The sequence below is a fragment of the Streptomyces albus subsp. chlorinus genome, assembly GCF_013302895.1.
Taxonomy (GTDB): domain Bacteria; phylum Actinomycetota; class Actinomycetes; order Streptomycetales; family Streptomycetaceae; genus Streptomyces; species Streptomyces chlorinus.
This window is the reverse complement of the sequence record NZ_VJOK01000001.1, coordinates 1834826-1851649: the sequence shown is the minus strand read 5'-3', so window position 1 is coordinate 1851649 and position 16824 is coordinate 1834826. Positions and strand designations below refer to the sequence as shown.

At 75.2% G+C, this 16824-nt stretch carries 15 protein-coding genes; 11 read left to right on the top strand and 4 right to left on the bottom strand.

Annotated features, from left to right (window positions below; translation table 11 throughout):
* Window positions 1-1164: hypothetical protein (locus tag FM076_RS08375; RefSeq protein ID WP_173869293.1), on the top strand; the 1164-nt coding region annotated here is incomplete at its 5' end.
* 87 nt (window positions 1165-1251) lie between these two features.
* Here the strand turns inward: FM076_RS08375 and FM076_RS08370 are convergent.
* Window positions 1252-2619, bottom strand: coding sequence for a glycosyltransferase family 87 protein (locus FM076_RS08370; protein WP_173869292.1), 1368 nt, complete (start codon window positions 2617-2619; stop codon window positions 1252-1254).
* A gap of 73 nt (window positions 2620-2692) precedes the next feature.
* Here FM076_RS08370 and FM076_RS08365 point away from each other — a divergent pair, with 73 nt between their 5' ends.
* Window positions 2693-3835: a glycosyltransferase family 4 protein gene (locus tag FM076_RS08365; RefSeq protein WP_173869291.1), complete on the top strand. Its 1143-nt coding sequence runs from the start codon at window positions 2693-2695 to the stop codon at window positions 3833-3835.
* Window positions 3836-3905: 70 nt separating this feature from the next.
* On the opposite strand, the gene FM076_RS08360 is transcribed toward FM076_RS08365, so the two are convergent.
* Window positions 3906-5723, bottom strand: coding sequence for an AMP-dependent synthetase/ligase (locus FM076_RS08360; RefSeq protein WP_173869290.1), 1818 nt, complete (start codon window positions 5721-5723; stop codon window positions 3906-3908).
* A 407-nt stretch (window positions 5724-6130) separates the two neighbouring features.
* Between FM076_RS08360 and FM076_RS08355 the strand changes: the two genes are divergently transcribed.
* From FM076_RS08355 to FM076_RS08330, 6 genes are all read left to right on the top strand, one after another.
* The gene (locus FM076_RS08355; protein ID WP_173869289.1) at window positions 6131-6892 is read left to right on the top strand and encodes a metallophosphoesterase family protein; all 762 of its coding nucleotides are present in this window, start codon (window positions 6131-6133) and stop codon (window positions 6890-6892) included.
* 150 nt (window positions 6893-7042) lie between these two features.
* Complete coding sequence (locus FM076_RS08350) at window positions 7043-7540, top strand: SRPBCC family protein (protein WP_173874598.1); 498 nt, start codon at window positions 7043-7045, stop codon at window positions 7538-7540.
* 29 nt (window positions 7541-7569) lie between these two features.
* The gene (locus FM076_RS08345) at window positions 7570-9162 is read left to right on the top strand and encodes an ArsA family ATPase (RefSeq protein WP_345944925.1); all 1593 of its coding nucleotides are present in this window, start codon (window positions 7570-7572) and stop codon (window positions 9160-9162) included.
* Window positions 9163-9242: 80 nt separating this feature from the next.
* Window positions 9243-9830: a DUF5304 family protein gene (locus tag FM076_RS33505; protein ID WP_173869288.1), complete on the top strand. Its 588-nt coding sequence runs from the start codon at window positions 9243-9245 to the stop codon at window positions 9828-9830.
* A 153-nt stretch (window positions 9831-9983) separates the two neighbouring features.
* A complete protein-coding gene (locus tag FM076_RS08335) occupies window positions 9984-10925 on the top strand; it encodes an ROK family glucokinase (RefSeq protein ID WP_173869287.1) in 942 nt (313 codons plus the stop codon).
* Between the two features lie 92 nt (window positions 10926-11017).
* A complete protein-coding gene (locus tag FM076_RS08330) occupies window positions 11018-11800 on the top strand; it encodes an endonuclease/exonuclease/phosphatase family protein (RefSeq protein ID WP_428815141.1) in 783 nt (260 codons plus the stop codon).
* Window positions 11801-11831: 31 nt separating this feature from the next.
* Here FM076_RS08330 and FM076_RS08325 read toward each other — a convergent pair whose 3' ends face one another.
* Together FM076_RS08325 and FM076_RS08320 are read right to left on the bottom strand one after the other, a co-directional pair.
* The gene (locus FM076_RS08325) at window positions 11832-12422 is read right to left on the bottom strand and encodes a hypothetical protein (RefSeq protein WP_173869285.1); all 591 of its coding nucleotides are present in this window, start codon (window positions 12420-12422) and stop codon (window positions 11832-11834) included.
* A complete protein-coding gene (locus FM076_RS08320; RefSeq protein WP_173869284.1) occupies window positions 12409-13233 on the bottom strand; it encodes an alpha/beta fold hydrolase in 825 nt (274 codons plus the stop codon). The genes FM076_RS08325 and FM076_RS08320 overlap by 14 nt, the downstream gene beginning before the upstream one ends.
* A gap of 209 nt (window positions 13234-13442) precedes the next feature.
* Between FM076_RS08320 and FM076_RS08315 the strand changes: the two genes are divergently transcribed.
* The 3 genes from FM076_RS08315 to FM076_RS08305 all read left to right on the top strand — a co-directional run bounded on the left by FM076_RS08315 (window position 13443) and on the right by FM076_RS08305 (window position 16674).
* Window positions 13443-14255, top strand: coding sequence for a 1-acyl-sn-glycerol-3-phosphate acyltransferase (locus FM076_RS08315; RefSeq protein WP_173869283.1), 813 nt, complete (start codon window positions 13443-13445; stop codon window positions 14253-14255).
* A 309-nt stretch (window positions 14256-14564) separates the two neighbouring features.
* Window positions 14565-15986, top strand: coding sequence for a DUF5931 domain-containing protein (locus tag FM076_RS08310; RefSeq protein WP_173874596.1), 1422 nt, complete (start codon window positions 14565-14567; stop codon window positions 15984-15986).
* Window positions 15976-16674: a response regulator gene (locus tag FM076_RS08305; protein ID WP_173869282.1), complete on the top strand. Its 699-nt coding sequence runs from the start codon at window positions 15976-15978 to the stop codon at window positions 16672-16674. The genes FM076_RS08310 and FM076_RS08305 overlap by 11 nt, the downstream gene beginning before the upstream one ends.
* The last annotated feature ends 150 nt before the right edge of the window (window positions 16675-16824 follow it).

The window sequence follows — 16824 nt, the reverse complement described above, 5'->3', positions numbered from 1 at the left end:
CAGGCCGCCGCCCTGCGCGAGGGCGACAAGAACGGCTACCTCGCGGTGCTCGACCCGCGCGCGGCCGGCTACCGCACCGAGCAGCGGCAGGTCTACCGCAACCTGCGCCGCCTCCCCCTCGACCGGTGGAGCTACGAGGTCGCGGACGTCACCCGGCGCGGGAACCGGGCGACGGTCGAGGCCGGACTGCGCCACCGCCTCGCCGGATACGACCGGACCACCACCGTCGATACCGAGCGGCTGCGCTTCGTACGGCGGGACGGTGCCTGGCGGATCGCGGCGCGGGCCCCCGGCGACGCCACCCAGCTGTGGGAGCAGGGCGAGCTGACCGTCGTACGGGGCCGGCACAGCCTGGTGCTCGGTGTCGGGCGGGAACGCGCCGGGCTGCGGGCCCTCGCGGACGCCGCCGACCGCGCGGTGCCCGCCGCCGGTGAGGCGTGGCCGCGGAAGTGGTCCCGCAGGGCGGTGCTGGAGGCGCCCTCCTCGGTGGCGGACATGGCCCGCCTGCTGGGCTCGCCCGCCTCCTCCTACGAGGGCATCGCGGCCGTCACCACGGGGGAGGCGGGCGGGGAAGCGGGGGAGCGTGCGGCAGGGGAGGGGCCCGGCCGCTCCGGGGACGCCCCCGCCGACCGGATCGTCGTCAACCCGCAGGCCTACGGGCTGCTCAGCGAGGAGGGGCGGCAGGTCGTCCTCACCCACGAGACCACCCATGTCGCCACCCGGCGGCAGACCACCCCCGCCACCCCGATGTGGCTGTCCGAGGGCTTCGCCGACTGGGCCGGCTACCGCACCACGAAGCTCGCACCGCGCGCGGCGGCCCCCGAACTGGCCCGCGCCGTCGGACGGCGGGCGGAGGGGAACGCGGACCGCGGCGGCGCGGCGGCGCCGCGCGCGCTGCCCGCCGACGAGGACTTCCGGTTCGGCAACGACCCGGCCCGGCTGGCTCGTGCCTACGAGGGCGGCTGGCTGGCCTGCCGGATGGTCGCCGACCAGTGGGGCGCGGACGCACTGGTCGCGCTGTACGAGCGCGCGGGCCGCGCGCACGGCGGGAAGCGGCCCGGAACGGACGCCGCCCTGCGGGCGGTCCTCGGTGTGGACCAGGCGGAGTTCACCGCCCGGTGGCGGGCGTACGTGGCGGCCGAGCTGGGGCAGGGCCGCTCCTGACCCGTACGCGGGGAGCGCCGCTGACGGCTCCGGGACCGCCGTTGGCCCGGGCCCGGAGGCCGTCGCCGACCGGGCGGGAGGCCCTGCTCACGTGAGCAGCCGCTTCTCGTCCGGGCCGCGCATGCCCGGGACGCCGTCGCGGGCATCCGCTGCGGGGGTGCCGTCCTCGTCGCGGGCCGTGTCCGCCGCCCCGTCGTCGCGGGGGGCCTCGTCCGCCGATTCCCCGCCGTCCGGTGCGTCGGCGGCTTGCGGCACCGTCGAACGCCACAGCCGGACGCAGGTGAGCACGGTGGCGGCCACGAGCAGGGCGTTGCGGGCGGCCAGCACCAGGACGCCGAGGCCGTCACTGGCGACCACGTCGGCGAACCGGACGGGGAACTCCAGTTGGGTCAGCCCCGTGGCCACCAGCACCAGCCAGGCGGGCAGCGCCTGCCGTCCGGAGCGCAGGGTGAGGCAGACGGCGGCCAGCCCGACGAGCCAGATCAGGTACTGCGGGCTGAGCACCCGGCTGGTGACGACGAAGACGAGCACGGCGGCCAGCGCCGCGTCCGCCAAGGTGCCCGGTGTCCAGGTGCGGGCCCGCAGCCGCCACAGCAGCAGCCAGCCGAACCCGGCGCCCGTCAGGACGACGGCCGCGTCGCTCACCAGCCGTACCCCGGGGCCCACGAACTCCATCGAGCCGTACCGCAGCAGCACCCGGCCCTCCCAGCCGAAGTGCCGGGCGGCGTGCAGCACCAGCGAGCCGACCGACTCCACCTCCGTGCCCCGGCCGCGCTGCCCGGTCAGGAAGTCCAGCGAGCCCGGCATCGTCGCCGCGAAGCCCGCAGCGAGCACGAGCACGGTCGCCGCCGCGCTCAGCCACACCGCACGGGTGGTCCGGCCGCGCGGGGTGCCGAGCAGCAGCAGCGCGGGCCACACCTTCACCATCGCGCCCAGACCGACCAGCGTCCCGGCGGTGCGGGGGTGCCGGGCGGCGGCCAGCAGGGCGGCCACGGCGAGCGCGGTCACCATCAGGTCGTAGCGCGCGTAGGCCGTCGGCCCCAGCAGCGGCACCCCGGCGATCCACGCCCACACGCCCGCGCGCCGGGCACCGGGGCAGGAGCGCCCGCGGCGGCGCGAGGCGTACAGCAGCAGGCCGAGCACCACGGCGTCGGAGGCGCAGGCCAGGGCGAAGAACGCGGAGGTGTAGTCCAGCACTCCCCCCAGCAGTCCGGGGGAGAGGATGGCGAGCGCGGCGGCGGGCGGGTACTGCCACGTCACATCGTCGGAGGGAAACGTTCCGCTGCTCAGCCGTGCGAACCAGCCGTGGTAGATCACCGACACGTCGCTGGTCACATCCAGGCCGCCCGGCATGGTGAAGACCTTGCCGACGTACAGCAGCAGCACCGTCCGTGTCACCGCCCAGACCAGCAGCGGTGCGGCCACGCCGCTCCTCGTCCTCGCCTCGCCGGGCATGCTGTCCTCTCCGTCGCCTCGTGCCGCCCTCTGCCCGCGGTGCCCGCGCGCGTGCGCGGTACTGTCGGCGGCGATGCACAAGACCCTGATCGTCACCAACGACTTCCCGCCCCGCCCCGGCGGCATCCAGGCGTTCCTGCACAGCATGGCGCTGCGCCTCGACCCGTCCCAGGTCGTGGTCTACGCCTCGACCTGGAAGCGGAACCGGGAGGGCGTGGCGGCCACCGCGGCGTTCGACGCGGAGCAGCCGTTCCGCGTCGTCCGTGACCGCACGACGATGCTGCTGCCCACTCCGCGCGTCACCAAGCGTGCCGTCTCGCTGCTGCGCGAGCACGGATGCCGCTCGGTGTGGTTCGGCGCCGCCGCGCCGCTCGGGCTGATGGCGCCCGCGCTGCGCGCGGCCGGGGCGGAGCGGATCGTGGCGACCACCCACGGGCACGAGGCGGGCTGGGCCCAACTGCCCGCCGCGCGCCGCCTGCTGCGGCGCATCGGCGAGGGTACCGACACCCTCACCTACCTCGGCGAGTACACCCGCGGCCGGATCGCCGGGGCCCTCGCACCCGCGGCCGCCGCGCGGATGGTCCAGCTGCCGCCCGGCGTGGACGAGAAGACCTTCCACCCCGGCTCGGGCGGCGACACCGTCCGCGCCCGGCTCGGGCTGACGGACCGGCCGGTCATCGTCTGCGTCTCGCGGCTGGTGCGGCGCAAGGGGCAGGACACCCTCATCGAGGCGATGCCCCGCGTGCTGGCCGCCGTCCCCGACGCCGTCCTGCTCATCGTCGGCGGCGGCCCCTACCGCGCCGATCTGGAGAAGCTGGCCGCCGCGCGCGGGGTGGCCGGGGCCGTCCGCTTCACCGGCCCGGTCGACTGGGAGGAGCTGCCCGCCCACTACGGCGCGGGTGACGTCTTCGCCATGCCCTGCCGCACCCGGCGCGGGGGACTGGACGTGGAAGGGCTCGGCATCGTCTACCTGGAGGCGTCCGCCACCGGGCTGCCCGTGGTGGCCGGGGACTCCGGCGGCGCCCCGGACGCGGTCCTCGACGGCGAGACCGGCTGGGTGGTCCCCGGCGGCTCGCCCGCACAGACCGCCGAGCGGCTGGTGGAACTCCTCCGCGACCCGGAACTGCGCGCCCGGATGGGCACCCGCGGCCGCCAGTGGGTCGAGCAGCGCTGGCGCTGGGACCTCCTCGCCGAACGGCTGCGCGAACTGCTGTGACACCGGCCGGGCGGGGACGGCAGCACCCCGACGGCAGCACCCCTACGGCACCGCCCCTCTACGGCACGCCCTACGCCGCGTAGATGGCCTCGATCTCGTCGGCGAAGTCCTTGGCGACCACGCCCCGTTTGAGCTTCAGCGAGGGCGTCACATGCCCCGACTCCTCGGTGAACTGCTCGCGCAGCACCCGGAACTTGCGGACCGACTCGGCCTTGGAGACGGCCTTGTTGCCCTCGTCCACGGCCGTCTGGAGCTCGGCGAGCAGCTCGGCGTCGGCCAGCAGCTGCTCACGGGTGAGGTCCTGCTTGCCGTGCTCGGCGGCCCAGCGGGGCAGGAACTCCTCGTCCACCGTCAGCAGGGCGCCGACGAAGGGCCGGCCGTCGCCGACGACCATGCACTCGGCGACCAGCGCGTGGGAGCGGATGCGGTCCTCGATGACGGCCGGGGCGACGTTCTTGCCGCCCGCCGTCACCAGGATCTCCTTCTTGCGCCCGGTGATGGTCAGATAGCCGTCCACATCGAGCGTGCCCAGGTCGCCGGTGTGGAACCAGCCGTCGGCCAGGGCCTCTTCACTGGCCTGCGGGTTGTTCCAGTAGCCGGTGAACAGGTGCTCGCCGTGCAGCAGGACCTCGCCGTCGTCGGCGATCCGGATGACGGAGCCGGGCAGCGGCTGTCCCACGGTGCCGATCTTGGGACGGTCGTAGGGGTTGAACGCGGTGGCCGCACAGGTCTCGGTGAGCCCGTAGCCCTCCAGCACGGTGAAGCCGACACCGCGGAAGAAGTGGCCCAGGCGGGCGCCCAGCGGGGCACCGCCGGAGATGGCGTGGGTGGCCCGGCCGCCCAGGACGGCGCGCAGCTTGCTGTAGACCAGCTTGTCGAAGAGCCTGTGCTGGAGCTTCAGCCTGAGCGAGGGGCCCGCCGGCTCGTCGAGGGCGCGGCTGTAGGCGCCCGCCACCTCGGCGGCCCTGTCGAAGATCTTCCCCTTGCCGCCCGCGACGGCCTGCGCCCGCGCCGAGTTGAAGACCTTCTCGAAGACGCGGGGCACGCCCAGCACCATCGTCGGCCGGAAGGAGCCGAGTTCGTCGGTGAGGTGCTTGAGGTCGCCGACGTGGCCGAGCTTGATCGGTGCCATCACGGCCGCCACCTGCACCAGCCGTCCGAAGACGTGCGCGACGGGAAGGAAGAGCAGCACCGAGCCCTCGCCGGGCCGGAACATCGGGCGCAGCCGCTCGACGACGTTGCCGCACTCGGCGAAGAAGCTGCGGTGGGTGAGCACACAGCCCTTGGGACGGCCGGTGGTGCCGGAGGTGTAGACGATGGTGGCGGGCGAGTCGGCGTCGGCCGCGGAGCTGCGCTCCTGCACCGTCGCGTCGCTGACCTGGGCGCCGAGCGCGGCCAGGCGGGCGAGGGCGGACTCGGCGGACTCCGCGCCCTGGGCCGGTTCGATCTGCCACACCTGGCGCAGTGCGGGCAGCCGGTCGCGGACGGACTCCACGGCCCGCGCGTGCGCGTCGGTCTCGACCAGGCACGCGACGGCGCCCGAGTCGCCGAGGATCCAGGAGATCTGCTCGGGGGAACTCGTCTCGTAGACGGGGACGGTGACGCCGCCCGCGCTCCAGATGGCGAAGTCCAGCAGCGTCCACTCGTAGCGGGTGCGCGACATCAGGCCCACCCGGTCGCCGGGCTCGATACCCGCGGCGATCAGCCCCTTGGCGGCCCGGTGCACCTCGGTGAGGAACGCGGCGGCGCTCAGGTCCTCCCAGCGTCCGTTCCGCTTGCGTCCGATGACGGTCAGGTCCGGCTGCTGAGCCGCGTTCCGGCGGATGAGGTCCGTGAGATTTCCCTCCGCGGGGACTTCGTAGAGGGCCGGAAGGCTGTACTCGCGCAAGACTGCTGCTCCTCGTCGGCGCGCCAACGTCGCGAGGCCGCGGGGCCGGCCTCCATTGGCTCGGCTTCCGGACCGCCGCGCGATCCCGGAAGAAGGACGGCCCGGACGTTACCCATCGGTATGGACGTCGGGTAGAGGGTGACGCGCAGATGTCTTGTGCGTCACAGGTTTCAGGCGGCCGATATGCAGCCTAGTCGAGGCGTTCACGGACACGGAAGCCGCCAGGGGAGAGAGCGGCGAAGAGCGGGCGTACGGGTCTTTTTCCGGCCATGGCGGAATGCGGTTCCGGTCAGGGCGGAGTGCGGGCGCGGGCGTACCGGCCGCGGCGCCCGCCGGGGCCGAGGGGGCGCCCGGTGCGGTGAGGCGCCCCCTCCCCGGCCGTCGCGGCGCGCTCTAGGGTGGGGCGCATGCGAGTCCACGTGGTCAGCGACGTACACGGCAACAGCGAGGACCTCGCGAAGGCGGGCGAGGGCGCCGACGCGCTGGTCTGCCTGGGAGACCTGATCCTCTTCCTCGACTACGCCGACCACTCCCGCGGCATCTTCCCCGACCTGTTCGGCGTCGAGAACGCGGACCGCATCGTCGCCCTGCGCACGGCCCGCCGCTTCACCGAGGCCCGCGCCCTCTCCCGCGAACTGTGGGACGGACTCGACCGCGAGGCGACCATGGAAGCGGCTGTCCGCAAGCAGTACGCCGAGCTGTTCGCCGCGTTCCCCACACCGACGTACGCCACGTACGGCAACGTCGACGTGCCGCCGCTGTGGCCGGAGTACGCGCGGCCGGGCGTGCACGTCCTGGACGGTGAGACGGCCGTCATCGGCGGCCGCAGGTTCGGCTTCGTCGGCGGCGGGCTGCGCACGCCGATGCGCACCCCCTACGAGATCGACGACGAGACCTACGCGGCGAAGATCGCGGCGCTGGGCGAGGTGGACGTGCTGTGCACCCACATCCCGCCGGACGTGCCCGAGCTGTGCTACGACACCGTCGCGCGCCGCTTCGAGCGGGGCAGCCCGCAACTACTGGAGGCGCTGCACACCCTCCGGCCGCGCTACCACCTCTTCGGCCACGTCCACCAGCCGCTGACCCGGCGCATGCGGATCGGTGCGACCGAGTGCGTCAACGTCGGCCACTTCAACGCCACCGGCACCCCCTGGGTCCTGGAGTGGTGAGAGGGGCGGCCACCCGCGCGAGATCGGCCCCACCGGCCGCGCGGTAGCCTTCCCGGCAGACGCTCCCTGCGCGCCACGGCGGGCATCCCGCGCGGCTGTTCCGCGCTACGGCGGGCATTTCGGACACGGGTACATCGGAGGGCCATGGCGATGGCGGAACACACCAGCTCGAGCATCACGGTTGACGCGGCACCCGAGGCCGTGATGAACGTGATCTCCGACTTCCCCCGCTACCCGGAGTGGGCAGGCGAGGTGAAGGAGGCCGAGGTCCTCGGCCAGGACGAGCGGGGCCGTGCCGAGCAGGTGCGCCTGCTGCTGGACGCCGGGGCCATCAAGGACGAGCACACCCTCGCCTACGAGTGGGTCGGCGGCGACGGCGACGCGGTGAGGGAGGTGCGCTGGTCCCTGGTCAAGTCCCAGATGCTGCGCTCCCTGGACGGCGTCTACCGCCTCACCCCGGTCGGCGACGGCAAGCGGACCGAGGTCACCTACCAGCTCACCGTCGACGTCAAGATCCCCATGCTCGGCATGATCAAGCGCAAGGCCGAGAAGGTCATCATCGACCGGGCCCTCGACGGCCTCAAGAAGCGCGTCGAGGCGGGCGGTGCCTCTTCCGCCTCCGCCACGGCCGACGGGGAACGCAACTGAGCGGCGAAGGGCGCCCGCAGACCCTGCTGGTGACCGGCGCGGGCGGCACCGGGCGCACCACGGTCGCCGCGGCCACCGCCTGCGCCGCCGCGGCCCAGGGGCACCGCACCCTCCTGCTGAGCGCGGAGCCCGCCCGCCGCCTGGCCGCCCTGCTGGGCACCGACGGCGGGGACGGCGCCGAAGCCGGCGCGGGCGGCCGGACCGACGGCGGGGACGGCCGGGGTGAGGAGGGCGACCGGAACGCCCGCCGGTCCGCCCCGCCGCCGGAACCCGGCCTCCCCGCGCCCGTCGCCTCGGTGCCGGGCCTGTGGCTGCTGCGCGTCGACTCCGGCGCCGAGTTCCGCACGCGGGCCGTCGCGCTCCAGGAGCGCGGCAGGACGGTCCTGGACCTGCTCGGTGCCGTACCGCTGGACGAGGACGAGCTGACCGAACTCCCGGGCGCGGGCACCTTCGCCCTGCTGCGCGCCCTGCGCACGGCCCACCGCGGCGCGGCCGGGGAGCACGGTGGGGACGGGACGGCCGGGACGGCCGCGCCGGACGGCGCTCACGTCCGGCACGGCGCGGACAGCCGGGAGGGCCGAAGGGGCCAGGGCGGCCAGAACGGCCGGGACAGCCGTGACGGTCGAAGCGGTCGGGACGGCCGGAGCGGCCAGGACGGCCGTGACGAGTGGGACGGCCGTGACGAGTGGGACGGCCGGGACGGCCCGGCCGGCTGGGACATCGTGGTGGCCGACCTGCCGCCCGCACCCGAGGGCCTCAACCTCCTCGCGCTGCCCGAGCAGTTGCGGCGCTACCTGCGCCGCCTGGTGCCGCGCGAGCGCCAGGCCGCCCGCGCCCTGCGCCCCGTACTGGCCCAGCTCGCGGGCGCCCCCATGCCCGCGCAGTGGCTGTACGACGCCGCCACCCGCGCCTCGGCCGAACTGGCCGAGGTGCAGGAGATCGTGGAGTCGCCCGCCACCGTGGTCCGGCTGGTCACCGAGCCCGGGCCGCTGGCCGCCGACGCGCTGCGCACCGCGGGCGCCGGGCTGCGGCTGCACGGGCTCGCACTGGAGTCCGTCGTCGCCAACCGGCTGCTGCCCACCGGCTCCCCGGACCCCTGGCTGGCCGCGCTGGCCGGACAGCAGCAGACCGCCCTGAAGGAACTGCGCGACACATGCGAGGCCGAGTCCGTCCCGCTGTGCGAACTGCCGCACCTGGGCCGCGATCCACGCGGCCCCGAGGACCTGACCGCGCTGGCCGACGCCGCCCGCACCGCCGTCGGCTCCGGCCGGACGGCGGAGTGCGGCCCGGGCGAGGGGCTGGAGCCGGCCACGGGCCCGAGCGGCACCCCGGGGACCGAGGTCGCCTACGGCTGGGTCGAGGACCGGCTCGCCTCGGACGGCAAGCTGGTGTGGCACCTGCCGCTGCCCGGAGCCGGCCGGGACGAACTCGAACTGGTGCGGCGCGGCGACGAGTTGACCGTCGGAGTCGGCCCCTACCGCCGGGTCCTCGCCCTCCCGTCCGCGCTGCGGCGCTGCCGGGTGACGGGCGCGGGTCTCAAGAGCGGGGTGCTCGGCGTCCGCTTCACGCCCGACCCCCAGCTGTGGCCCCGGTCCGCCCGGAAAGCGGCCCCCCACGGCTAGATCCCGCACAGGTCCCCCGTTCGGGTACCGTCGAACGTGCACCAGCCCCGCGACGACCCCTCGCCCTTGAGGAGCCCGCCATGAGCGACGACGCCCAGCGCCCCGACGCCCCGGACCCGGACGCCTGGGCGGCCGCCTGCGAGGAGGACCTGGCCGAGGAGAAGGCCCGCCGCCGCGCCCGGTACGGACCGCCGCCCACCAGCGCCGCCGAGGAGCTGCGCCGGCTGGCCGACGCGGTCACCGAGAAGGTCGCCGAGATCGGCAAGCCCCTGGTGGGGGCCGCCGGGTCGGCCGCGGCGCAGGGCGTGGCGCGGCAGCTGTTCGCGCAGGCCAGGGCCACCCTGGAGCCGGTCGTCGAGCGCAATCCGGAGTTCTTCGACCACCTCGCCGCCGCGGGCGGCGAACTGCTGGCCGCCTACCGCTCCGTGGTCCAGGAGTCGGAGCGCCGCTGGAGCGCTCCCCGGGACGCGAACGCGGGCGGCCCGGCCGCCGGCGCGGAGCGGATCGACGTGGAGCCCGTCGTGGACGCGGAAGAGGCCGCCGACCTCTCCGTGGCGGCCGACCGGGACAGCCGCGTGGTGGACGAGCGCATCCAGGTGGACGAGGAACCCGGCGCGGAGGGAAGCGCGGAGGAGGGCGGCCGGAAGGGGCCCGAGGACGGCCGCTGACCGGCCGGCCCGGGGCGGTGGGCCGGCGCGCCCCGGCCCGCGGCGCCGGGCGTGCGACGGCGTGCCCCCGGGCCGTCGCCGGGTACCAGGTCCCCAGGCGTGCTCCGGTACCGTTGGCGGCGGCGGGGATCACACCGGACGACCGAGGGACACATGGGACTCACAATCGGGGTCGACATCGGCGGCACGAAGATCGCGGCCGGCGTGGTCGACGAGGAAGGCAACATCCTCGAGACCAGCAAGGTGCCCACCCCCGACACCCCGGAAGCCGTGATCGACGCCATCGCGGACGCGGTACGCGAGGCCAGCTCCGAGTACCGGGTGGAGGCGGTCGGCATCGGCGCCCCCGGTTACGTGGACGACAAGCGGGCCACCGTGCTGTTCACCCCCAACCTCAGCTGGCGGCACGAGCCGCTCAAGGACAAGGTCGAGCAGCGCATCGACCTGCCCGTGGTGATCGAGAACGACGCGAACGCCGCCGCCTGGGGCGAGTACAAGTTCGGCGTTGGCACCGGCCACGAGGACGTCGTCTGCATCACCATCGGCACCGGCCTGGGCGGCGGCACCATCATCGGCGGCAAGCTGCACCGCGGCCGGTACGGCGTGGCCGCCGAGTTCGGCCACATCCGGATGGTCCCCGACGGCCTGCTGTGCGGCTGCGGCAACCAGGGCTGCTGGGAGCAGTACGCCTCGGGCCGCGCCCTGCTGCGCTACGCCCAGCAGCGCGCCACGGCCACCCCGGACAACGCCCGCATCCTGCTCGGGCTGGGCGACGGCACCACCGAGGGCATCCAGGGCAAGCACATCAGCGAGGCGGCCCGCCAGGGCGACCCCGTGGCCATCGACTCCTTCCGCGAACTGGCCCGCTGGGCGGGCGCGGGCCTCGCCGACCTCGCCTCCCTCTTCGACCCGGGCGCCTTCATCGTCGGCGGCGGCGTCTCCGACGAGGGCGAGCTGGTGCTCGACCCGATCCGCAAGTCCTACCGCCGCTGGCTGGTCGGCAGCCGCTGGCGCCCGCACGCCGAGGTCCTCGCCGCCCAACTGGGCAACAAGGCGGGCATGGTGGGCGTCGCCGACCTGGCACGCCAGGGCTGAGCCGACGAGGGGGGCGCCGACCGATGCGGAACGAGACGGAGAGCGACCGGACCGAGGGCGCGGCCACGGTGCCGTCCGGGCCGGCCGCCACGGTGCCGTCCGGGACGGCGGACCTGCCGCCGTCGGGGACGGAGCCCGACGGCACGGCCGTCGTCCGGCTGCTCAGCTACAACATCCGCTCCCTGCGCGACGACGGGGAAGCCCTCGCGCGGGTCATCCGGGCGTGCGACCCCGACGTCGTCTGCGTGCAGGAGGCCCCCCGCTTCTTCCGCTGGCGCAAGCGCGCCGCCTGGCTGGCCCGTCGCACCGGTCTGACGTATGTCACGGGCGGTGCGACGGCCGCCGGGCCCATGATCCTCGCCTCGCTGCGGGCGCACGTCGAGGACACCGAGGACGTGCTGCTGCCGCGCACCCCCGGCCTGCACCAGCGGGGTCTGGCCACCGCGCTGCTGCGGTTCGGGCCCGCCCCCGGACGCCAGGCGCCCCCGGCGCGGCTGGGCGTGGTCAGTTTTCATCTGAGCCTCCAGGCCCGCGAGCGCCGGGAGCAGGCGCGGGCCCTGCTGGAGCGGACGGCCTCGCTGGGACCCGCCGTGGTGGCCGCCGGTGACGTCAACGAGCAGCCGGGCGGCCGGGCCTTCGGCCTTCTGGGGGAGGGGCTGCGGGACGCCTGGGACGCCGCCCCCTGGGGCGCCGGGCCCACCTCGCCGGCCGAGCGGCCGGTGCAGCGCATCGACGCCGTCTTCGCCGGTCAGGGCGTGGAGGTCCTGGGCGCCGGGGTGCCCCGCGGGCTGCCCGGTGTCACCTCGTCCGATCTGCGGGCCGCCACCGACCACCTCCCCGTGCTGGCCGCCCTGCGGGTGCCGCCGAGCGCCTGAGCCCGGCCGGGAGGGGCGGACGCCGGGCGGGTCAGACGACGGCGCCGCGGCCCGGGTCGTCCCAGTCGTCGTCGTCCCGGCCGTCGCGCAGCCGCGTCACCAGGGTGGCGAAGCCGCCGAGGAAGCCGCCGACGCCGAGCGTGACGATCCACCACGTCAGGTCGGCCTGGACGAGGATCGCCCCGAGCAGCAGCAGCGGCCCGCCGAGAGCGGCCACCCAGGCGAACTTGGTGGTCGTGTCGGCCTGCGGCAGCGGCGGCGGCTCGGGCGGCTCGAAGTGCCCTTCGTCGTCCTCGTCCTCCCCCGAGGACGCGGGCGAGGGCGGCTCCCAGTCCCTCGGGCCCGTCCCGGCGGAGTAGACGGTGAAGCTGCGTGTCGGGGGCTCCCCCTCCCGCGGGGCCGCCTCGTGCGGGGCCGCGTCCGGCGGGGCCGGGTCCGCGACCGTGGGCTCGGGCGCCTCCGCCTCGCCGTACGCGGCGACGATCGCCTCCCACGCCGCCTCCTCCTCGGGAGGCAGCGAGGACGAGCCCTTCCCGGGCGGCGGCGAGGAGGAGCCGGGCTCCGGCTCGCGGGGGTCCTCCGGGTCCCGGGGCCTGCTCTCGTCCGGGTCACGCTCGGCCACGAAGCTGCGCCCCCCTCGTGACGGGCACCGGCCCGGCGGCGGACGGGCGCCGGCCGAGCCGTTCGATGAAGCCGCGGGTGTCGGCGAAGACGCGCTCCGCATCGTGGTCGAGCGTGGCCACGTGGAAGCTGCGCTCCAGCACGGTCTCGGTCACATCGGTGGACGAGACGCGGCCCAGGACCAGCTCCGCGTCGGAGGAGGGCACCACGTGGTCGGTGCGGCTGCGCAGGAGCAGCAGCGGCTGCGTCACCTTCGGCAGGTCGTGCCGCACGACGCGGAAGAACGACCGCAGGGCGTACGCGGCCCGGGTCGGCACCCGGTCGTAGCCCAGCTCGTGCCGGCCCTCCTTGGCGATGTCGTCGGTGATGCCCCGCACCGAGCGGACCAGGAACCGGCCGAGGGGCACGGCGTACCCCTGCACCCTGGGGAAGCTCACCGCCGGGTTGACGACGACGACCCCCCGCACCGGGGCGCCGCGCCCGTCCGCACCGTGCAGCGCGGCCAGCCGCAGCGCGAGGGCGCCGCCCATCGACAGCCCGCACACGAACACCTGCTCGCAGCGCTCCCGCAGCAGCCGCAGCTCCCGGTCGACGGTCGCGTACCAGTCCTCCCAGCCGGTCATGGCCAGGTCCTCCCACCGGGTGCCGTGGCCGGGGAGCAGCGGCAGCGAGACGGTCAGGCCGGCGTCGGCCAGGTCCTCGGCCCAGGGGCGCAGGGACTGCGGCGACCCGGTGAAGCCGTGGCAGAGCAGCACGCCGGTCGCCGATCCGTCGCGGCGGAACGGCTCGGCTCCAGGGAGGATGGGCGGCACGGTGGGCCTCCAGGCTCAGCGGTCGGCGGGGGCGAGCGTCCGACGGCGCCGGCGAGGGCTCGCGGGCCCCGCGTGAGGGTGTGCTGCCACCCTAATTCGTCGCCCGGTGCTCAGACAGCCCGCCGGGCACCCGTGCCCGGTCCCTGGCGTGGCGCCGGGTGCCGGGACGGCGGGATAGGGTCGGGGGCGTTCGACGAAGGAGGTCGAGGGTGTTCTACGGGGCGATGAAGCTGTCGGTCGGCAGCGCGCTGAAGCTCGCGTTCCGTCCCTGGGTGGAGGGCCTGGAGAACGTGCCGGAGGAAGGGCCCGCCATCCTGGCGAGCAACCACCTCTCCTTCTCCGACTCCTTCTTCCTGCCCGCCGTCCTCGACCGCAAGGTCACCTTCATCGCGAAGGCCGAGTACTTCACCTCGCCCGGCATCAAGGGCAAGCTGACCGCCGCGTTCTTCAAGGGCGTCGGGCAGCTCCCGGTGGACCGCTCCGGGGTGCGGGGCGCGGGCGAGGCGGCCATCCGCAGCGGCCTCGAAGTGCTGGAGCGGGGCGAGCTGTTCGGTATCTACCCGGAGGGCACCCGCTCGCCCGACGGCCGCCTCTACCGGGGCAAGCCCGGCGGTCTGGCGCGGGTCGCGCTGCGCTCGGGCGCGCCGGTGGTCCCCGTCGCGATGATCGACACGGAGAAGATCCAGCCCCCCGGCAAGGTCGTCCCCAAGCTGATGCGCCCCGGCATCCGCATCGGCACCCCGCTGGACTTCAGCCGGTACCAGGGCATGGACAACGACCGCTTCATCCAACGGGCCGTCACCGACGAGGTCATGTACGCCATCCTGAAGCTCTCCGGCCAGGAGTACGTGGACATGTACGCCACGGCCGCCAAGCGGCAGATCGCCGAGGCGGAGAAGGCCGAGAAGGCGGAGAAGGCCGCGAAGGGGGAAAAGACCGCGAAGGCGGAGCAGGCCAGGGCGGAGAAGGACGCCCAGGAGGAGGACGGGCGGCGGGGAGAACCCGGCGACGAGGCCGCCTAGCGTCCGCCGCCGGGCCCCGGTGCCGGGGGCTGCCGGCCCCCGACGCCGGAACCGGGCCCGTAGCGGCCGGAGGGGAAGTCCGAGGGCCGGAGAGGAAGTCCGAGGGCAAGTCCGACGGGAGTTCCGAGCGACGGGAGTTCCGAGCGGACGCGGAAGAGGCGGCGGAGTGCCGCGCCAGGGGCACCGCGCACAGCCACAGCAACAGCAGGGTGCCGCCACAGCAGGGGAGCCGCACAGCAGGGGCGCCGAGCACCGGAGTACCGACAGCCGGGGGAGCCCAGCACCGCAGGGGGGAGCACAGCCGTGAAGATGATGTCCGTCGAACAGCCGCTGTGGCGCGCGCTGATCGGCTACCGCGTCCTTGCCGCCCTCTACGCCCTCGGCGTCTACGCCTGGACCCACGGCCAGTACAGTTCGCCCGTACCGGGCGGGGTCTATCTGGCCGTGCTCGCCTGCTGGACGTTCGCCACCCTCCGGTACGTCGGCTCGGCCGAACGCTGCACGGTGCCGTTCCTGGTGACCGACATCCTCCTCGGCCTCGGCGGAATCCTGCTCTCCCCCTTCGTGGACGGGCACGAGAGGGTCGGCCCGACACTGCCCACCATCTGGGTCGCCGGGCCCGTCCTGGCCTTCGCCCTCAAGGGCGGCTGGCGGTGGGCGGCGGGCGCCTCGGTGCTGGTGGGGGCCGCCAACATCGTCGAGCGCGGTGCCCTGACCCGCTCGACCTTCCACAACGTGCTGCTCGTCTGCGTGGCGAGCGTCGCCATCGGCTACGTCATCGAGGTGGCCCGCGCCAGTGAGCGCACCCTGGCGCGGGCCCTCCAGATCGAGGCGGCCACCCGGGAACGCGAGCGGCTGGCCCGCGACATCCACGACAGCGTCCTCCAGGTGCTGGCCATGGTGCAGCGGCGGGGTACGGCCATCGGCGGGGAGGCGGCGGAACTCGGCCGGCTGGCGGGGGAACAGGAGGTCGCCCTGCGTGCCCTGGTCTCCAGCGGCGTGGCCCCCCGTCGGCGCCCCGCACCCGGGACGGCCCGGAGGGCGGCAGTGGGCGAGGACGGACCGCGTGCGTCTGCCGCCGCCGTGCCGGAGGGGCCGCACGCACCGGACGCCGAGCGGACGGGCACCGGCCGGACCGCCGCCGCGTCCGCCGCCGGTCGGTCCGCCGCCGGGGAGGCGGGGACCGGGACGGCAGGGACCGGAACGGCGCTGGACGGCGCCCCCGGCCGGTCCACCGCGGGGACCACGGCCACGGGTGCGGGGACGGCCACGGGCGCGGACGTGGACGGGTACGCAGGCGCAGGCGTGGACGTGGACGACGGCGCCCTCTGCGACGTCCGGGCGCTGCTGTCCTCGTACGCGGCCTCCCGCGTCACCTTCGCCGAGCCGGGCGCGCCCGTGCTGATGCCAGCCCGGGCGGCGAGCGAGCTGGCCGCCGCTGTCAGCGCCGCGTTGGACAATGTGCGCAAGCACGCCGGTGACGCGTCGGGGAGGGAGGCGCAGGCGTGGATCCTGCTGGAGGACGAGCCGGACGCGGTGATCGTGACCGTGCGGGACGACGGGCCCGGCATCCCCGCCGGGCGGCTGGCGGACGCCGAGGCCGAGGGGCGGATGGGCGTCGCGCTGTCCATCCGCGGGCGGTTGCGGGACCTGGGCGGCACGGCGGAGCTGGTGTCGGTGCCCGGACAGGGCACGGAAGTGGAGATGAGGGTGCCCAAGCATGACAACTGACGCACGGCCGGCCGGCCCGGACGGCGAGGCGGCGCCCGTCAGGGTGATGGTGGTCGACGACCACCCGATGTGGCGCGACGCCGTGGCGAGGGACCTGGCCGAGGCCGGGTTCGAGGTGGTGGCCACGGCGGGCGACGGTGAGCAGGCGGTGCGCCGGGCACGCGCGACCCGCCCCGAGGTGCTGGTGCTGGATCTGAACCTGCCGGACAAGCCCGGTGTCGAGGTGTGCCGCGAACTGGTGGGCCCCGGCTCGGACCTGAAGGTGCTGGTGCTCTCGGCCAGCGGGGAGCACGCGGACGTGCTGGAGGCCGTCAAGTCGGGGGCCACCGGCTACCTGGTCAAGTCGGCCGGCCCGCAGGAGCTGCTGGACGCGGTGCGCCGGACGGCGCTGGGCGACCCCGTCTTCACCCCGGGGCTGGCCGGCCTGGTGCTGGGCGAGTACCGCCGGCTGGCGGCCGATCCCGCTCCGGCGGCCGAGGACAGCCCCCAGGTGCCGAAGCTGACCGAGCGCGAGACGGAGGTGCTGCGCCTGGTCGCCAAGGGGCTCAGCTACAAGCAGATCGCCGAGCGGCTCGTCATCTCGCACCGCACCGTGCAGAACCACGTCCAGAACACCCTCGGCAAGCTCCAGCTCCACAACCGTGTCGAGCTGGTGCGCTACGCCATCGAGCGCGGCCTGGACGACTAGCGGCGCCGGCCTCAGACGCCCAGGGCGCGCCCGGCGGATTCTGTGCGCCCTCCCGGCTGTTCTGGTCACGGGCTGCCCCTGCCTGGTGCTTGCAGTCCGCGGGCCGCCTGCGGCTTGCCGCGCGGTTCCCCGCGTCCCTTCGGGGCGAAC

Excerpts from the sequence above, each read along its gene's own strand:
- FM076_RS08365 (WP_173869291.1), top strand. The coding sequence starts at position 2,693 with ATGCACAAGACCCTGATCGTCACCAACGACTTCCCGCCCCGCCCCGGC.
- FM076_RS08310 (WP_173874596.1), top strand. The coding sequence starts at position 14,565 with ATGATGTCCGTCGAACAGCCGCTGTGGCGCGCGCTGATCGGCTACCGC.
- FM076_RS08355 (WP_173869289.1), top strand. The coding sequence starts at position 6,131 with ATGCGAGTCCACGTGGTCAGCGACGTACACGGCAACAGCGAGGACCTC.
- FM076_RS08335 (WP_173869287.1), top strand. The coding sequence starts at position 9,984 with ATGGGACTCACAATCGGGGTCGACATCGGCGGCACGAAGATCGCGGCC.
- FM076_RS08370 (WP_173869292.1), bottom strand. The coding sequence starts at position 2,619 with ATGCCCGGCGAGGCGAGGACGAGGAGCGGCGTGGCCGCACCGCTGCTG.
- FM076_RS33505 (WP_173869288.1), top strand. The coding sequence starts at position 9,243 with ATGAGCGACGACGCCCAGCGCCCCGACGCCCCGGACCCGGACGCCTGG.
- FM076_RS08350 (WP_173874598.1), top strand. The coding sequence starts at position 7,043 with ATGGCGGAACACACCAGCTCGAGCATCACGGTTGACGCGGCACCCGAG.
- FM076_RS08305 (WP_173869282.1), top strand. The coding sequence starts at position 15,976 with ATGACAACTGACGCACGGCCGGCCGGCCCGGACGGCGAGGCGGCGCCC.